This is a genomic window from Rhodoferax sp. SPJ4, assembly GCF_058216275.1.
The window spans coordinates 213,680-228,398 of record NZ_JBYZMN010000003.1 but is presented as its reverse complement, the minus strand read 5'-3'; the positions used below and the strand labels follow the sequence as shown (position 1 = coordinate 228,398).

The following is a 14,719-nucleotide window of genomic DNA, read 5'->3' as shown; positions in this document are numbered from 1 at the left end:
GAGGTCTACAATTCACCACCTTTCCCCAAGGCGGGCGTCGGGTCAAGGCCGGGCACCGCCGCAGATGACGGATGCCACTGAGCGACCAGCCTATGACCGACGACAAGCGCGCCAAGAAACTTGAAGAGCTGCGCTGTGCGGCCCTTGAGTACCACGAGTTCCCCACCCCCGGCAAGATTGCCATCAGCGCCACCAAGCAGCTGGTCAACCAGCATGACCTGGCGCTGGCCTACTCGCCCGGCGTGGCCGCGCCCTGCGAAGAAATCGTCAAAGACCCCACCAACGCCTTCAAGTACACCAGCCGTGGCAACCTGGTGGCGGTGATCACCAATGGCACCGCGGTGCTGGGCCTGGGCGACATCGGTCCGCTGGCCGCCAAGCCCGTGATGGAAGGCAAGGGCGTGCTGTTCAAGAAGTTCGCCGGCATCGACGTCTTCGACATCGAGATCAACGAGAAACACGACCTCGACAAGCTGGTCGACATCATTGCCTCGCTGGAGCCCACCTTCGGCGGCATCAACCTCGAAGACATCAAGGCGCCCGACTGTTTCTACGTCGAGCGCCAGCTGCGCGACCGCATGAAGATCCCGGTTTTCCACGACGACCAGCATGGCACGGCCATCGTGGTGGGTGCGGCCATCCTGAACGGCCTGAAGGTGGTGGGCAAGGACCCGAAAAAGGTCAAGCTGGTGACCTCGGGCGCCGGTGCCGCCGCGCTGGCCTGTCTGGGCCTGCTGGTCAAGCTGGGCATCCCACGCGAGAACATCTATGTGACGGATCTGGCCGGCGTGGTCTATGAAGGCCGGACCGAGCTGATGGACGCCGACAAGATCCAGTTCGCGCAGAAAACCGACGCCCGCACGCTGCGCGAGGTGATGGTGGGCGCCGACATCTTCCTGGGCTTGTCGGCCGGCGGTGTGCTCAAGGCCGACATGGTGGCCAGCATGGCGGCCCAGCCGCTGATCTTTGCGCTGGCCAACCCCACGCCGGAAATCCTGCCCGAAGAGGTCAAGGCGGTGCGCGACGACGCCGTCATGGCCACCGGCCGCACCGACTACCCCAACCAGGTCAACAACGTCCTGTGTTTCCCCTACATCTTCCGCGGCGCGCTGGACGCAGGCGCCTCCACCATCACGGTGGAGATGGAGATCGCCGCGGTGCACGCCATTGCCGAGCTGGCCCAGGCCGAGCAGAGCGAGGTGGTGGCCGCCGCCTACGTGGGCGAGCAGCTGGCCTTTGGCCCCGAGTACCTGATCCCCAAGCCGTTTGACCCGCGGCTGATGATCAAGATTGCGCCGGCCGTGGCCCAGGCCGCTGCCGACAGCGGCGTGGCCCTGCGACCCATCGCCGACATGGACGCCTACCGCGAGCGCCTGCAGAGCTTTGTCTACGCCTCCGGCACGACGATGAAGCCGATCTACCTGGCAGCCAAGAAGGCCGAGAAAAAGCGGGTCTGCTACGCCGAGGGCGAGGAAGAGCGGGTGCTGCGGGCCTGCCAGATCGTGGTCGACGAGGGCCTGGCCCGGCCCATCCTGATCGGCCGGCCGCTGGTGATCGCCGAGCGGGTGCGCAAGTTCGGCCTGCGGCTGCGCGAGGGCGTGGACTACGACATCGTCAACGTCGAGCAGGACCACCGCTACCGCGACTTCTGGCAGACCTACCACCAGATGACCGAGCGCAAGGGCATCACCGTGCAAATGGCCAAGATCGAGATGCGGCGCCGGCTGACGCTGATCTCGGCCATGATGCTGCACAAAGGCGAGGCCGACGGCGTGATCTGCGGCACCTGGGGCACCACCGCGATGCATTTGCATTACGTCGACCAGGTGATCGGCAAGCGCGCTGGCGTCAACACCTACGCCTGCATGAACGGGCTGCTGCTGCCGAATCGCCAGGTCTTTCTGGTCGACACCCATGTCAATTACGACCCGACCGCCGAGCAACTGGCCGAGATCACCCTCATGGCGGCCGAGGAAATGGTGCGTTTCGGCCTGAAACCCAAGGCCGCCCTGCTCAGCCACTCCAACTTTGGCAGCAGCAACCAGCCCAGCGCGCTGAAGATGCGCCACACGCTGGAGCTGCTGCGCAGCACCGCGCCCTGGCTGGAGGTGGACGGCGAAATGCATGGCGATGTGGCGCTGGACGCCGCCGCCCGCAGCGCGGTGATGCCGCGCAGCACGCTGTCGGGCGAGGCCAATCTGTTGGTCATGCCCAACATCGACGCGGCCAACATCGCCTACAACCTGCTGAAGACCGCGGCCGGTGGCAACATCGCCATCGGGCCGGTGCTGCTGGGGGCGGCCCAGCCCGTGCATATCCTCACAGCCAGCACCACCGTGCGCCGGATCGTCAACATGACCGCACTGACAGTGGCCGACGCCAACGCCGCCCGGTAATGCCAATTTAGACAGCAAGCACTAACTTTGGTGCTTGCTGGTGGTACCCCCTCCCTGCCTCATTCTTAGGCAGGCGCTTGCTTTTTCCCGACATTTCCGTCACACTCTCGTCTTGAATTTTCGGGTAAACCCGGGGGTTCCGAAAGGCATGGTTGATGGTGCGGGTCGCGGCAAAAAAAATCTACAAGTTGGGACTCGCCTGGGCACTGTGTGGTGCTGCTCTGCTGGGCACCGCGGCCATCCAGGCCCGCAGCGAGTTGCCCTCCGGCGCGCCGCTCGCTGTTTCGGAGCTGCCTCGGCAAGGCCAGGAAACCTACCGCTTGATTCGTCAGGGCGGCCCCTTTCCCCATGAGAAAGACGGCACGGTGTTCGGCAACCGCGAGCGCCATCTGCCCACCAACGTTCGGGGTTATTACCGTGAGTACACGGTGGCCTCCCCGGGTGTGAGGCACCGTGGGACACGCCGGATTGTGTGCGGCGGCCCGGTTCGGACGCCGGACATTTGTTATTACACCAGCGACCATTACGCGAGTTTTCGCCCGATCGTCGGTCAGTGACCCATTGCAGTCGGCCCACAGGCCGAAGAAGAATTTTTGAACTTAGAAAGAGAAGCGACGATGGATTTGACACTTCGTGGCATCCGACCCAACATCGTGCAATCGATCCGCGCGTTTCGGGTGCAGGACCTGCAGGATGCCGCCAGCCACCTGGGACAGCATTTCCTGTACGCCAATCTGTCCAGCGCCCAGTCCAAACAGGACGTGCTGGACCTGATTGCCGGACAGTTCACCTTCCCGACCAACGTCGGCAAGAACTTTGACGCGCTGTACGACTGCATGACCGATCCGCTGCACAAATCGGGCCCACAGCCCGGCTTTGTGGTGGTGCTGGAGCAGATTCCGGCCAACGCCAAGTTCGACAAGGAAGCGCGCGAGCAACTGCTCGACATTTTCCGCGACGCCTCCGACTACTGGGGAGACCGGAAGATACCGTTCAGGTGCTTCTATTCTTTTCTGTAGCCCGTTCTGCACAAGCCAGCCAAGCAGAACGGGCGATTCAGGCTACCACCACCGATGCTGTTGCCAGCACCGAACCCACCACCGAAGCCGGTGAAAAAATGCCCACCGACAAGCTGGTGGACATCTCCCCGCTGGCGCTGCGCATGAGCAGCCCTTTCAACGCTGGGTATTGGCTCGCCGCCGCCTAGGGCGTGGCCCCCACGGGTGCTCACTGCGTGTAGCACCCTGCCCCCCAGGGGGCCGCGTTTTTCCTAGGGGCGGCCCGGCGGAAAAACCAGCGGCTCTGTCGGACGCTCATTGAAAAAAAGCCCGCTTCTTGCGGGCTTTTTTATGTCTGCATCGCTTGGGCGAGGGCCAGGTACTCGTGCACCGGCACCTCCTCGGCCCGGCGCTGCAGGTCGAACGGGCCGGCAAACTGTTTCTCTTCCAGCCAGCGGCCCAGCGAATGGCGCAGCAGCTTGCGGCGCTGGCTGAAGGCCACCTGCACCAGCGCGCTCAAGCCGGCCAGGTCCACCGCCGCCGGGTTGGCATGCGGCACCATGCGCACCACCGCACTGTCGACCCGCGGCGGCGGGTCGAAGGATTCCGGCGGCACAAACAGCACGTCTTCCATCGCATAACGCCACTGCAGCATCACGCTCAGGCGCCCATAGGCGGCGGTGGCCGGGCGGGCCACCATGCGGTCGATGACCTCTTTTTGCAGCATGAAGTGCTGGTCTTCAATCACCGCCACATGGTCCAGCAAATGGAACAGGATGGGCGTGGAGATGTTGTAGGGCAGGTTGCCCACGACGCGGAGACTGGCTCCCACGCTCGGCACGGTGTGTCCCCGCTGCCCCCCGAGGGGGCCTGGTTCGCCTTGGGGCGGCCCGGCGGCGAACCAGGCCCCTGCGCCGGTGGTTTGGGCCAGTGCGGTGAAGTCCACCTTCAGCACATCGGACTCGACCACCGTCAGCTGCGGGTGCTCACGCAGTCGTTTGGCGAGGTCGCGGTCCAGCTCGATCACAGTCAGGTGGCCCAGGCGTTCCACCAGCGGCTGGGTCAGCGCGGCCAGGCCGGGCCCGATCTCCACCATGGCCTGGCCGGGTTGCGGCGCGATGGCCGACACAATGCCGTCGATGATGCCGCCGTCGCACAGGAAATGCTGGCCGAAGCGCTTGCGCGCGATGTGTTTGCTCATGGCCTGGTCACGCCCACCGGTGCGTCATGCCGCATCGGACGGATGTCGTTTACTCACTGCGGGGACTCGCGGTACTCGACATAGGCCCGGCCGCGCACTTCCTGCGCCCAGGTGACAAAGGCTTCTTCGGCCTTGCGCTCGCGCAGCACGTTGCGCGCCACCTCGCGCTGCTGGGTGCTGCTGAGCTTGGCGTCACGGCGCTCCAAAACCTGGATCAGGTGCACGCCAAAACGCGAGGTGACAGGGGCAGAGACATCGCCCAGGCCCAGGCCGTTCATCGCCTCTTCGAATTCCGGCACGAACTGGCCGGGGTTGGTCCAGCCCAGGTCGCCGCCGTTGTTGGCCGAACCGTCCTGCGAGAACTCGCGCGCCATGGCGGCGAAATCGGCCTTGCCGTCGCGCACCCGCTGGCGAATCAACGCCAGCCGTTCGCGGGCCTGGGCCTCGCTCAGCTTGGCGCCGGTGCGCAGCAGGATGTGGCGTGCATGGGTTTGGCGGACGCTGCCAGGGATGGCGCTGTTGAGCCGCTTTTCCACCACCTTCAGGATGTGGAAACCGGCACCGCTGCGCAGCGGCGCGGTGATGCCACCGGCGCCCAGGGTGCGGGTGGCCTCGACGAACAGCGCGGGGTAGCGCTCGGTCGATCGCAGGCCCAGCTGGCCGCCGTTGGCGCGGTCGGGCGAGGCCGAGTACTCGTTGGCCAGGGCGCCGAAGTCCTCGCCCTTGCGGGCTCGCTCAAAGGCCGCCTGGGCGCGCGCCCGCAGCGTGCTCACCTGGGCTTCGGAGGCGTTTTCCGGCACCGCAATCAGGATCTGCGCCAGGTTGATTTCACTGGCTTCAATGGCCCCCGGGGCCTGCTGTTCGCGCAGAAACTGCTCGACGTCGGTGTCGCTGACCTTGGTGCGGTTGTCCACCTCGCGCTCGCGCAAGCGGTTCAGCAGCAACTGGTCACGCAGGTCGTTGCGGAACTGGGCCCAGGCGATGCCATCGGCTTCCACCCGGCGCCGCAGCACCTCGACGGTGAGCTGGTTTTGCTGGGCCACGGTGCTGGCGGCCTGGTCGATCATGCTGTCGTCGACCTTGACGCCGGTCTCGCGGGCCAGTTGCAGCTGGGCGCGTTCGTTGATCAACTGCTCCAGCATCCGGGCGGCCAGCTGGGCCCGCGGCGGCATGGCGGCGTTTTGCAGGCTCAGCTGCTGCTCGGTGCGCAGCACCCGGACCTGCAGCTCGTTATTGGTGATGGGCTCGGAGTTGACCACCGCCACGATGAAATCGGCCTGCAACGGGCCGCTCTGGGCGATGCGCTGCACCGGCGCGGGGGCGATGCGGCCCGAGGGGCGCAGCGACTGGGCGCCGGCACCGGCGGACAGGGCCAGCACCAGGGAGGCCAACACAAGGCGGGAGGGGGTGAAGGTCATGGTGCGTGCTCAGTCATAACGGGTGAAACGGCTCGGCGAGGTGGTTTGCTCGCGCAGGTACTGGTAGCGGGGGATGTTGTCCTTCAGCGTCTTCAGCGGGTTGGAGCCCAGGCGCGAGAAGCCCACGAACTCCAGCTGGAACAGCAGGCGCTGGTTGGCCGAGGTGCCGCTGCGCTGCAGCCGCTCGGCCACGATGCGGCCGATCCAGCAGCCGGCATCGTATTCCAGGCCGACGATGGAGTCGACCAGCTTGCGGTCTTGCAGGCTGTAGTTGAGGCGGCCCACGCCGTACCAGCGGCCCTCGCCCAGGCCGCGTCCAGCGCCCAGGTCACGGCCCTTGTCGCCCCACAAATCGTTCAGTGGCCACTGGAAGCCGACGTCGATCTGTTCGCTCTGCGGGAACAGCGAGCTCGACGCCCGCTGCAGCCGGTAGGCCGCGCTCACCACCCGGTAGTTGCTGGGGCTGTAGCGGCCCCCCAGTGTGGAGCGGATGGAGCGGCCGGTGGCCGGGTTGAACTGCACCGTGCCTTCGGCCGACCAGCGCGGATCGAAACTCAGGCCGGCGCCGACCAGCAGGTCGCTGATTTTGTCGAGCTGCGGTGAGCCGCCGGGCAGGGTGACGTTCTGGTCCTTGAAACGCAGGCGCTGGGCCACCCCCAGCCGCGCCGCCTCGGCGCCGGTGCGCGGGTCCAGCAAACGGCTGCTGACACCCAGCGTCAGCAGGTTGTTGTCGGCAATGCGGTCGTTGCCACCGAAAGCGTTCTCGGTGTAGATGGTGGCGAAGTTGAAGTCGTTGGCCGCCGAGTCGTAGTTGGGCAGAAAGCTCTGGTCGCGGAACGGCGTGTAGCTGTAGAAGGCGCGCGGCTCCAGCGTCTGCGTGAAGGCCCGGCCAAAGAAGCTGGCCTGGCGTTCCAGCACCAGGCCGGTGTCCAGGCTCAGCGTGGGCAGGGCCCGGGTGGCGGAACGGGCGCCGTTGGTCAGCGGGGTGTCGAACTGGTAGCCGGTGTAGTGCAGCTGGACCTTGGGGATCACAAAGGTGCCCGGCGTGACCCAGGGCCGGCTGAGCTGGGTGATCGCGTAGGTGCGGTTGCCGTTGGCCTGGTTGGTCAGCACCTGGTCCGACACGAAGCGGGTGAAGTCGCCTTCGAACGAGAAGTCCAGCCCGCCACCGAGGTCGCCGCGCTGGTAGCGGGTGTTGAGCTGGGGCAGCCGGTCGTAGGGTGGCGTGATGGGCGCGGTGACGTCCTGCAGCGTCTGCCATTTGAGCGTGCGCACGCTGTTGGCGAAGTTGCCCACCGCCCAGCTGGCGCTGGCGTCGGCCGCCAGCAGGCGCTGGGTCAGCGAGCCGGTGGCGCGCGGGAAGTCGCGCCAGTAGTTGTCGTCGCTGACCCGGTTGATGTTCAGGTTGATGCCCAGTGGCCCCAGGCCAGGCAGCCCGGTGTCCAGGCCGCCCACATGCTGGTAGCTCAGGCCCCAGCGTGCGCGGTCGCGCAAGGCATCGTTGGGCATGAAGTCGCCGCGCAGCGTGCCGTTGTAGTCGCGCTCCAGGTAGCGGAACTCGGCGCCCAGGTCCAGGCCGCGTCGGCTCAGCAGCTCGGGGTAAATGGTGGCGTCGCGGTTGGGCGCGATGTTCCAGTAGTAGGGCACCACCAGGTCCAGGCCGCTGAGGTTGTCCAGCGCGATGGTGGGCGGCAGAAAGCCCGACTTGCGCTGGTCACTGAGTGGGAAACTGACCGACGGCAGCGGCAGAATGGGCACGCCCTGGAAGCGCAGCACCGCGCCCTCGGCCTGGCCCACGTCGGCCTCCTGGTCGAAACTGATGCTGGTGGCCCGGAGAATCCAGGCCGGCATCCAGTCGGGGCCGGGCTCGCGCTTGCAGGTGGTCAGGCTGGCGTTGCGCACAACGCTGCGCTTGTCATCGATGAAGTCGATGCGATCGGCCTCGCCATAGCTCTGGTTTTTCAGGAACTGGTAGCGCGGCCGCAGGAAGAAGCCCTCGAAGGTTTCCACCTTCAGCTCCATCGCCTCGCCTTCGTAGATGTTGCCGGCGCGGTTGACGTAGACCTGGCCCTGGCCCTTGGCCAGGTCGTCCGGCTGCGAGTACTCAATGCGGTCGGCGCGGATCACCGTGTCGCCGCGCCGCAGCTCGGCGTTGCCGTCGATCACCGTCTCCAGATCGGTGCGGCCCTGCACCTTGTCGCCCGACATGAAGGTGGGCTGCTGCTGGCGGATGTTGGCCGGCAACTGCTCCTGCAGCATGCCCGAACGTTTGAGGCGCAGTGGCGCGTCGTCGCTCTGGGCCATCGCCATCTGTGCCGCCACCATCACCACCGCAGCGGCCACGGGCTTGAGCACCAGGCGCGTGGCACGCGGCGGAATGACAGTGAAAGGGAGTCGCATCAGCGGTCAGCGGCAGGGGGGCACCAGGGCATCGGAGGCCAGCCGGGAGGGCCGGGTTTGTAGAATGGATTATCCATGAGTCACACCCCCTCCATCGCCTGGCCTGACGCCCAGCGCGCGACCGCTTTTTCCCAGTGGCTGACCACCGTCTGCGGCCCCCACGGCCTGGACCCGGCCAGTGTGCGCCCGGCCTCGGCCGACGCCAGCTTCCGGCGCTATTTCAGAATTGATGGTGCAGCAGGCAGCCGCATCATCATGGACGCCCCGCCGGCCCAGGAGAACAGTGCGCCCTTTGTCCAGGTGGCCGGTCTGATGGCCGCCGCCGGCCTGCGCGTGCCGGAGGTGCTGGCCTGGGACCAGGCGCATGGCTTTCTGCTGTTGACCGACCTCGGCCTGCAGACCCTGCTGGACGTGATCCAGCCCGAGCGGCCCGAGGCCAACCTGGGCCTGTACCTGGACGCGGTGGACGCCCTGGTGGCCTGGCAACTGGCCTCGAAGCCCGGCGTGCTGCCGCCCTATGACGAGGCCTTGCTGCGCCGCGAGCTGCAGCTGTTTCCCGAGTGGTATGTGGGCCGTCACCGCGGCCTCACATTGAACGACAAACAGCAGACCACGCTGACCGATGCCTTCAACCGCATCGTGGCGCACAACCTGTCTGTGTCCTCGGTGTACGTGCACCGCGACTTCATGCCGCGCAACCTGATGGCCCCCACGCTCCCCACTGCGTGTGCTTCGCTGCCCCCCGAGGGGACCGCCTTGCTTGGGGCGGCCCGGCGCGGCGGCGTGGCCCCCATGCAGGGCCATGGGGTTTCCTCATTGGGCGTGCTCGATTTCCAGGACGCGGTCTATGGCCCCATCACCTACGACATCGCCAGCCTGATGCGCGACGCCTTTCTCAGCTGGGAAGAGGAGTTTGTGCTGGAAGTCACCGTGCGCTACTGGCAAAAAGCGGTCAAGGCTGGCCTGCCGGTCGATCCCGACTTTGGCGAGTTCTACCGCGCGGTGGAATGGATGGGCCTGCAGCGCCACCTCAAGGTGGCCGGCATCTTTGCCCGCCTCACATTGCGCGACGGCAAGCCCAAGTACCTGGCCGACACGCCACGCTTCATCCACTACATCCGCTCCACCGCCAACCGCTACCGCGAGCTCGGGCCTTTCCTGCAGCTGATCGACCAGATCGAGGGCATTGTGGTGCCCACCGGCTACGCGTTCGGCCGGGTCGGCTGAGCTCCCCATGCCCCGCATCCACATTGAGTCTCCGCTGCAGGTCGGCGCGGCACTCGACCTGCCCGCGGCCGCCGCCCGCCATGTGCAGGTGCTGCGGCTGCAGCCCGGCGAGGCGGTGACTTTGTTCAATGGGGCGGGCGGCGAGTGGTTAGCCCGCATCGACCGCATGGGCCGCAGCGAGGTGGCGGTGACGGTGTTGTCGCACGATGCGGTGGAGCGCGAAGCCGCGCGCGCCGTGCACCTGGTGCTGGCCATGCCGGCCAATGACCGCATGGACTGGCTGGTGGAAAAAGCCACCGAGCTGGGGGTGGCCAGCATCCAGCCGGTGGTGTCTGAGCGCAGCGTGCTGCGGCTGAGCGGGGAGCGGGCGGAGAAGAAGCGCGCCCACTGGCAGGCGGTGGCGGTGGCGGCCTGTGAACAATGTGGCCGCAACCGGGTGCCGACGGTGCACCCGGTGCTGGCGTTGGCCGAGGCCCTGCGGGGGCTGGCGCCCGACCCCCTGGCCGCGCGCTGGCTCTTGTCGTTGCAGGCGGGCACCCGTCCCTTGCCGGTGGGTGAAGCGCCGCCAACGGTGCGTTTTCTGTCCGGTCCTGAAGGGGGCCTGAGCCCGGCCGAAGAGGCCGCGGCGCAGGTGGCAGGGTTTGTCCCGGTGACCCTGGGCAACCGGGTGCTGCGTGCCGAGACCGCGCCGCTGGCCGCGCTGGCCGCATTGAGTTTGTGAAGCCCCGCGGCCGCGCGGCCGTCAGAACCGGGCGTCCAGCCAGGTCTTGAGTTCTTCCAGCACCAGCTCGTTCTCGGAGTCGTTGAAGACCTCGTGGTAGTGGTGCTCGAAGCAGCGGGCGGTGACCACCTCGGCCGGTGCGGCGGCGGCGAAGGCGCGGCTGCCTTCCGGTTTGACCAACTGGTCCTGGCCGGCATAGAGCAGCAGCGTGGGCACGGTCCACTGAGGCGCGCAGGACAGCACGTCGGGGCCGGCGTCGGCAATGAATTTGGCCAGTGCGATGCCGATGCGGTTGTGCACCCGGCGGTCGCCTTTGTAGGCGGCCACCACCCGCTGGTCGCGCGAGATGGCGGCGGTGTTGATGCCGTTGGCGATGCGCAGGCCCGGTGCCACCAGGTGCAGGATGCCCAGCATGCGTTTTTGCATGTCGGTCAGGCCGGCGTCCAGCGCCGGCGACGACAGCACCAGCCCGTCGACCGGGCGGATTTGCTGGTTGACGAAATCGGCAGCCACCAGGCCACCCATGCTGTGGCCCAGCAGCAGCACCGGCGGCATGGGCCGGCGGCGCAGGCTGTACTGCAGCCGGGTGTTGTCGTAGACATCGGCCAGGTCGTCCAGCAGCCGGTCGGGCGAGGGCAGGCCGCCACGCCGGCCGTCAGACTCGCCATGGCCCACCTGGTCGTAGCCGCGCACCGCAAAGCCCCGCACATTGAACCAATGGGCGAGGTGGTTGTAACGGCCCATGTGCTCGCCCAGGCCATGCACCAGCAGCACCACCGCGCGCGTGCCCCCGACGGCGTGGGGCCAGTCGTAAATGGCGATGTTGTCGCCATCGACAGCGGTCAGCGGGGAAAGCACGGCAGACATGCCGCCAAGCATAGGGGGGGTGGTCATGGACGGGCAACTAGCCAAACGGCTGATTCAGTGCATGAATACACACTTTTTGACTAATTCGGCATCTGCGCAATGGTTTGTGCCACGGCGGCGGTGAGTCTTTTGGCGTAATCGAGGTGCAGAAACTCGTTGGGGCCATGGGCGTTGCTCTTGGGCCCGAGCACGCCGCAGACCATCATCTGCGCCTGCGGGAAACCCCGGCTGAGCATGTTCATCAGCGGGATGGTGCCACCCTGGCCGATGGTGCCACAGGGCGCGCCGAACTGGGCCCGCGAGGCCGCGTCCAGCGCCTGGGCGAACCAGGGCGCGGTGGCCGGTGCGTTCCAGCCGGTGGCGCCGCCCTCGCCCTCGAAGGTGACGCGGGCCTGGTAGGGCGCGTTGTCTTCCAGCAAGGCCTTGAGCTGCTGCACCGCCTGGGCGGCGTCCACCAGCGGCGGCAGGCGCAGCGACAGCTTGAAGGCGGTGTAGGGCCGCAGCACGTTGCCGGCGTCGCGCAGCGCCGGCAGGCCTTCGGCGCCGGTCACGCTCAGCGTGGGCCGCCAGGTGCGGTTGAGCAGCGCTTCCACCGGGTCGGTGGTCATGGGCAGGGTGAAAGCGGTAGACCCGCCGCAGTCGTGGTGGGCCCAGGGAAAGCGCTGGTGCAGGGCCTCGCCCAGGATGGCGGCGGTGGCCTGGGCCTGGGCCAGCCGCTCGGCGGGAATCTCGCAGTGGAAGGCGGCGGGCAGCAGGCGGCCGGTGGCGCTGTCTTCCAGCCTGTCCAGCACCTGGCGCATGATGCGAAAGCTCGACGGCACCACGCCCGAAGCATCGCCCGAATGCACGCCCTCGGTCAGCACCTCCACCTTCAGCACGCCGCTGGCCATGCCGCGCAGCGAGGTGGTGAGCCAGAGCTGGTCGTAGTTGCCGGCGCCCGAGTCCAGACAGACCACCAGGCCCACCCGGCCCAGCCGCGGACGCAGTGCGTCCACGTAAGGCAGCAGGTCGTAGGAGCCGCTTTCTTCGCAGGTCTCGATCAGGCCGACGATGCGCGGATGCGGTGTGTTTTGGGCCTTCAGCGCCTGGATGGCGGCGATGGCCGAGTAGACCGCGTAGCCGTCGTCGGCGCTGCCGCGGCCGTAGAGTTTGCCGTCGTCCAGCTTGGGCGTCCACGGCCCCAGGTCGTTGCGCCAGCCGTTGAACTCGGGCTGTTTGTCGAGGTGGCCGTAGAACAGCACGGTCTCGGTGCTGCCCTCGCGGGTGGCGGGCAGCTCGAAAAACAGCACCGGCGTGCGGCCGGGCAGGCGCACCAGCTCCAGCGTCAGGCCGGGCACTTTTTGCGCCTCCACCCAGCTGGCCGCTTGGCGCACCACGGTGTCGATGAAGCCGTGCGCCGCCCAATCGGGGTCGAAGCCCGGCGACTTGGCGGGCACGGCGATGTAGTTGGTCAGCTGGCGCACGATGTCGTTGTCGTACTGGTGGCCAATCTGGTCCAGCAGCCGCGCCGGGTCGAGTGCGTGGGCGGGCAGTTCGCGGTGCAGGGGGGCGTTCATGGCGGTCTCCGGTGGGCGTGCTGATCTGACTTTAACTTTGTCAAGCGTTTCGCGCTGTCCCCGGTTGTCAAACCCGGGGATTCGCCACACACTTTGGGCTCCTTATCAGAGCCGCTGCGATGAACACCCAGGCCGCCACTGCCGCGCCGCCCCCCACGCTGTGGCGGCCCCTGTTGAAGTTTCTGCACCAGCTGGGCGTGATCGGCTTCATGGGGGCACTGGCGGCGCAGCTGGCCATGGCGGCCGCCAGCGGCGCGCTGCAGGGCGAGGCCTTGCTCGCCGTGCGGCAGGCGGTGGCCGAGGCGGCGGGCTGGGTGCTGGTGCCGGCGCTGTTGCTGGCCATTGTCAGCGGGCTGCTGCTGATGGCGGTGCACGCGCCGTTTCTGGCGGCGCGCTGGGTCTGGGTCAAGGCCTTGCTGGGGGCGGTGGTGGGCGCGCTGGTGGTGTGGGGCACGCAGGCGGCGGTGAAACAGGCGCTGGCCGGCGCCGCTGCGGCGCCAGGCAGCCCCGAGGCGGCTTGGCTGGCGCAGGCCTTGCGCACCGAGTGGCTGGCAGGCTGGGTGGTGCTGGGCCTGTCGGTGCTGGCGGTGGCGCTGGGCGTGTGGCGACCGCGGCTGGCGCAGCGCGCCGACTGACCGGCTGCTGCGGGCACTCAGCCCATCAGCGAATCGGCCCAGGCCAGGGCCTGCAAATGGGCCCAGTTGATCTGGTGGTTGGACAGCTGCAAGGCCTCGGCGGCGGTGGCAAAGCCCTCGTCCTCGCCGCGTTCGCAGGCGATCGTCAGGTCCAGGAAGGGAGCGAACTTGCCGGTGCGGTGCAGCAGCGCCTCGGTGACCTGCTCCGGCAGCGGCAGCTGCTGCAGCGCCTGGGCCATGGGCACACCCAGCATCACGTCGAGCAGCGAGAACACGCCGACGATGAAGGCGTTGTCGCAGTCTTCCGGCGCCAGCATCTCGGCGGCCAGCAATTCGGTGAGCCGGCCGCGCACGATGGCGGTGTTGCCGATGGCCGGCGGCGCGGCGCTGTCGCGCGAGGCGGTCAGCAGCAGCGCGGCCCAGCGCAGCAGGTTTTTCTGGCCCAGGATCATGGTGGCGTGGCGGAACGAGGTCACCTCGCAGCGCAGGCCGAAACCCGAGGAGTTGATGAAGCGCAGCAGGTTGAACGACAGCGTCATGTCGCGCTTGAGCAGCTCCTCGATCTCATCGAGCTCGGCGTCCTTGCGCAGCAGGTTGATCAGCTGGATGATGGTCATCTGGGCCGGGCGGATCACCCGCGCCTGGATCACCACCGGCTGGCTCAGCCATTCGCCCTGGAACAGCTGCACACCCAGGCCCGCCAGCTGGGCATGCTGCGCCACCGTGTTGACATGGGTGGCCATCAGCTGCACATGGGGGGTCTGCCCGGCCTTGTTCACCAGCGCCGGCAACAGCGCGTCGGGAATGCTGCTCAGGTCGAGCTTGATGTAGGTGGCCAGCGCCAGCCAGCTGGCGAAGGGCGTGGTCAGCACCACCCGTGGAAACGCCAGCTTGAAACCCTTTTTCTTCAGGTGCACCAGCCGCGGCAGCCGTTCGGCAATCTGGTCCGGCGTGGCCACCGTCGGCGGCACGACCGACAGCACCACGCCGTCGGGCTGGATCAGGTCCAGCTGGTCGCTGTGCAGCGTGTCGTCGCTGCAGTGCAGGAACACCGTCTTGCGGCCCACCAGGCCCTCGCGCCCCTCGTGCGACAGGATGGTCAGCAGCGTGGCGTCGTCGCCGGGCGCGGGCCCGCCGCCCAGGGCCCGGCTGAACAACTCGTAGCCGAAGATCTCACGCCGCTTGTCCACCACGGCCTGGCGGCCCACCAGGGCGGTGTGCTGTGACGGGGCGGCGGCCAGGGGCGATTCCTGGGGCGGGGTGGCGAGGGCGGTGGACATGGCGGACGATCCTGGGGAGT

General features: G+C 67.6%; 13 protein-coding genes. 7 read left to right on the top strand and 6 right to left on the bottom strand.

Annotated elements, in window-relative coordinates; all coding sequences use genetic code 11:
* Positions 1-92: 92 nt before the first annotated feature.
* From AC4BAR_RS12245 to AC4BAR_RS12230, 4 genes are all read left to right on the top strand, one after another.
* Positions 93-2,396: an NADP-dependent malic enzyme gene (locus AC4BAR_RS12245; RefSeq protein WP_490628148.1), complete on the top strand. Its 2,304-nt coding sequence runs from the start codon at positions 93-95 to the stop codon at positions 2,394-2,396.
* A gap of 155 nt (positions 2,397-2,551) precedes the next feature.
* The gene (locus AC4BAR_RS12240) at positions 2,552-2,953 is read left to right on the top strand and encodes a guanyl-specific ribonuclease (RefSeq protein WP_490628147.1); all 402 of its coding nucleotides are present in this window, start codon (positions 2,552-2,554) and stop codon (positions 2,951-2,953) included.
* Between the two features lie 60 nt (positions 2,954-3,013).
* Entirely contained in the window at positions 3,014-3,415 is a 402-nt protein-coding gene (locus tag AC4BAR_RS12235; protein ID WP_490628146.1) for a barstar family protein, read from the top strand.
* On the top strand, positions 3,394-3,603 hold the full coding sequence (locus AC4BAR_RS12230; RefSeq protein WP_490628145.1) for a hypothetical protein: 210 nt from the start codon (positions 3,394-3,396) through the stop codon (positions 3,601-3,603). The genes AC4BAR_RS12235 and AC4BAR_RS12230 overlap by 22 nt, the downstream gene beginning before the upstream one ends.
* A gap of 140 nt (positions 3,604-3,743) precedes the next feature.
* Here the strand turns inward: AC4BAR_RS12230 and rsmA are convergent, their stop codons facing one another.
* Genes rsmA through AC4BAR_RS12215 form a run of 3 tightly spaced genes read right to left on the bottom strand, consistent with a single transcriptional unit; the run spans position 3,744 to position 8,413 of the window.
* Positions 3,744-4,595: a 16S rRNA (adenine(1518)-N(6)/adenine(1519)-N(6))-dimethyltransferase RsmA gene (rsmA, locus tag AC4BAR_RS12225; RefSeq protein ID WP_490628144.1), complete on the bottom strand. Its 852-nt coding sequence runs from the start codon at positions 4,593-4,595 to the stop codon at positions 3,744-3,746.
* A 53-nt stretch (positions 4,596-4,648) separates the two neighbouring features.
* A complete protein-coding gene (locus tag AC4BAR_RS12220) occupies positions 4,649-6,013 on the bottom strand; it encodes a peptidylprolyl isomerase (protein WP_490628143.1) in 1,365 nt (454 codons plus the stop codon).
* A 9-nt stretch (positions 6,014-6,022) separates the two neighbouring features.
* On the bottom strand, positions 6,023-8,413 hold the full coding sequence (locus AC4BAR_RS12215; RefSeq protein WP_490628142.1) for an LPS-assembly protein LptD: 2,391 nt from the start codon (positions 8,411-8,413) through the stop codon (positions 6,023-6,025).
* A gap of 75 nt (positions 8,414-8,488) precedes the next feature.
* Between AC4BAR_RS12215 and AC4BAR_RS12210 the strand changes: the two genes are divergently transcribed.
* Positions 8,489-9,640 (top strand): aminoglycoside phosphotransferase family protein, encoded by a 1,152-nt coding sequence (locus tag AC4BAR_RS12210; RefSeq protein ID WP_490628141.1) that lies wholly within the window; start codon positions 8,489-8,491, stop codon positions 9,638-9,640.
* Positions 9,641-9,647: 7 nt separating this feature from the next.
* Positions 9,648-10,361 carry a 16S rRNA (uracil(1498)-N(3))-methyltransferase gene (locus tag AC4BAR_RS12205; RefSeq protein WP_490628140.1) on the top strand — a complete coding sequence of 238 codons (714 nt, stop codon included), beginning with the start codon at positions 9,648-9,650 and terminating at the stop codon, positions 10,359-10,361.
* A gap of 21 nt (positions 10,362-10,382) precedes the next feature.
* Here the strand turns inward: AC4BAR_RS12205 and AC4BAR_RS12200 are convergent, their stop codons facing one another.
* Positions 10,383-11,228, bottom strand: coding sequence for an alpha/beta hydrolase (locus AC4BAR_RS12200; protein ID WP_490628139.1), 846 nt, complete (start codon positions 11,226-11,228; stop codon positions 10,383-10,385).
* Positions 11,229-11,308: 80 nt separating this feature from the next.
* A complete protein-coding gene (locus AC4BAR_RS12195) occupies positions 11,309-12,784 on the bottom strand; it encodes a M20 family metallopeptidase (protein ID WP_490628138.1) in 1,476 nt (491 codons plus the stop codon).
* Between the two features lie 119 nt (positions 12,785-12,903).
* Here AC4BAR_RS12195 and AC4BAR_RS12190 point away from each other — a divergent pair, with 119 nt between their 5' ends.
* Positions 12,904-13,419, top strand: coding sequence for a DUF2269 family protein (locus AC4BAR_RS12190; RefSeq protein ID WP_490628137.1), 516 nt, complete (start codon positions 12,904-12,906; stop codon positions 13,417-13,419).
* 17 nt (positions 13,420-13,436) lie between these two features.
* Here AC4BAR_RS12190 and AC4BAR_RS12185 read toward each other — a convergent pair whose 3' ends face one another.
* The gene (locus AC4BAR_RS12185; protein ID WP_490628136.1) at positions 13,437-14,699 is read right to left on the bottom strand and encodes an EAL and HDOD domain-containing protein; all 1,263 of its coding nucleotides are present in this window, start codon (positions 14,697-14,699) and stop codon (positions 13,437-13,439) included.
* Positions 14,700-14,719 lie beyond the last annotated feature (20 nt).

Excerpts from the sequence above, each read along its gene's own strand:
- AC4BAR_RS12245 (WP_490628148.1), top strand. The coding sequence starts at position 93 with ATGACCGACGACAAGCGCGCCAAGAAACTTGAAGAGCTGCGCTGTGCG.
- AC4BAR_RS12240 (WP_490628147.1), top strand. The coding sequence starts at position 2,552 with ATGGTGCGGGTCGCGGCAAAAAAAATCTACAAGTTGGGACTCGCCTGG.
- AC4BAR_RS12235 (WP_490628146.1), top strand. The coding sequence starts at position 3,014 with ATGGATTTGACACTTCGTGGCATCCGACCCAACATCGTGCAATCGATC.
- rsmA (WP_490628144.1), bottom strand. The coding sequence starts at position 4,595 with ATGAGCAAACACATCGCGCGCAAGCGCTTCGGCCAGCATTTCCTGTGC.
- AC4BAR_RS12220 (WP_490628143.1), bottom strand. The coding sequence starts at position 6,013 with ATGACCTTCACCCCCTCCCGCCTTGTGTTGGCCTCCCTGGTGCTGGCC.
- AC4BAR_RS12215 (WP_490628142.1), bottom strand. The coding sequence starts at position 8,413 with ATGCGACTCCCTTTCACTGTCATTCCGCCGCGTGCCACGCGCCTGGTG.
- AC4BAR_RS12210 (WP_490628141.1), top strand. The coding sequence starts at position 8,489 with ATGAGTCACACCCCCTCCATCGCCTGGCCTGACGCCCAGCGCGCGACC.
- AC4BAR_RS12205 (WP_490628140.1), top strand. The coding sequence starts at position 9,648 with ATGCCCCGCATCCACATTGAGTCTCCGCTGCAGGTCGGCGCGGCACTC.
- AC4BAR_RS12200 (WP_490628139.1), bottom strand. The coding sequence starts at position 11,228 with ATGTCTGCCGTGCTTTCCCCGCTGACCGCTGTCGATGGCGACAACATC.
- AC4BAR_RS12195 (WP_490628138.1), bottom strand. The coding sequence starts at position 12,784 with ATGAACGCCCCCCTGCACCGCGAACTGCCCGCCCACGCACTCGACCCG.
- AC4BAR_RS12190 (WP_490628137.1), top strand. The coding sequence starts at position 12,904 with ATGAACACCCAGGCCGCCACTGCCGCGCCGCCCCCCACGCTGTGGCGG.
- AC4BAR_RS12185 (WP_490628136.1), bottom strand. The coding sequence starts at position 14,699 with ATGTCCACCGCCCTCGCCACCCCGCCCCAGGAATCGCCCCTGGCCGCC.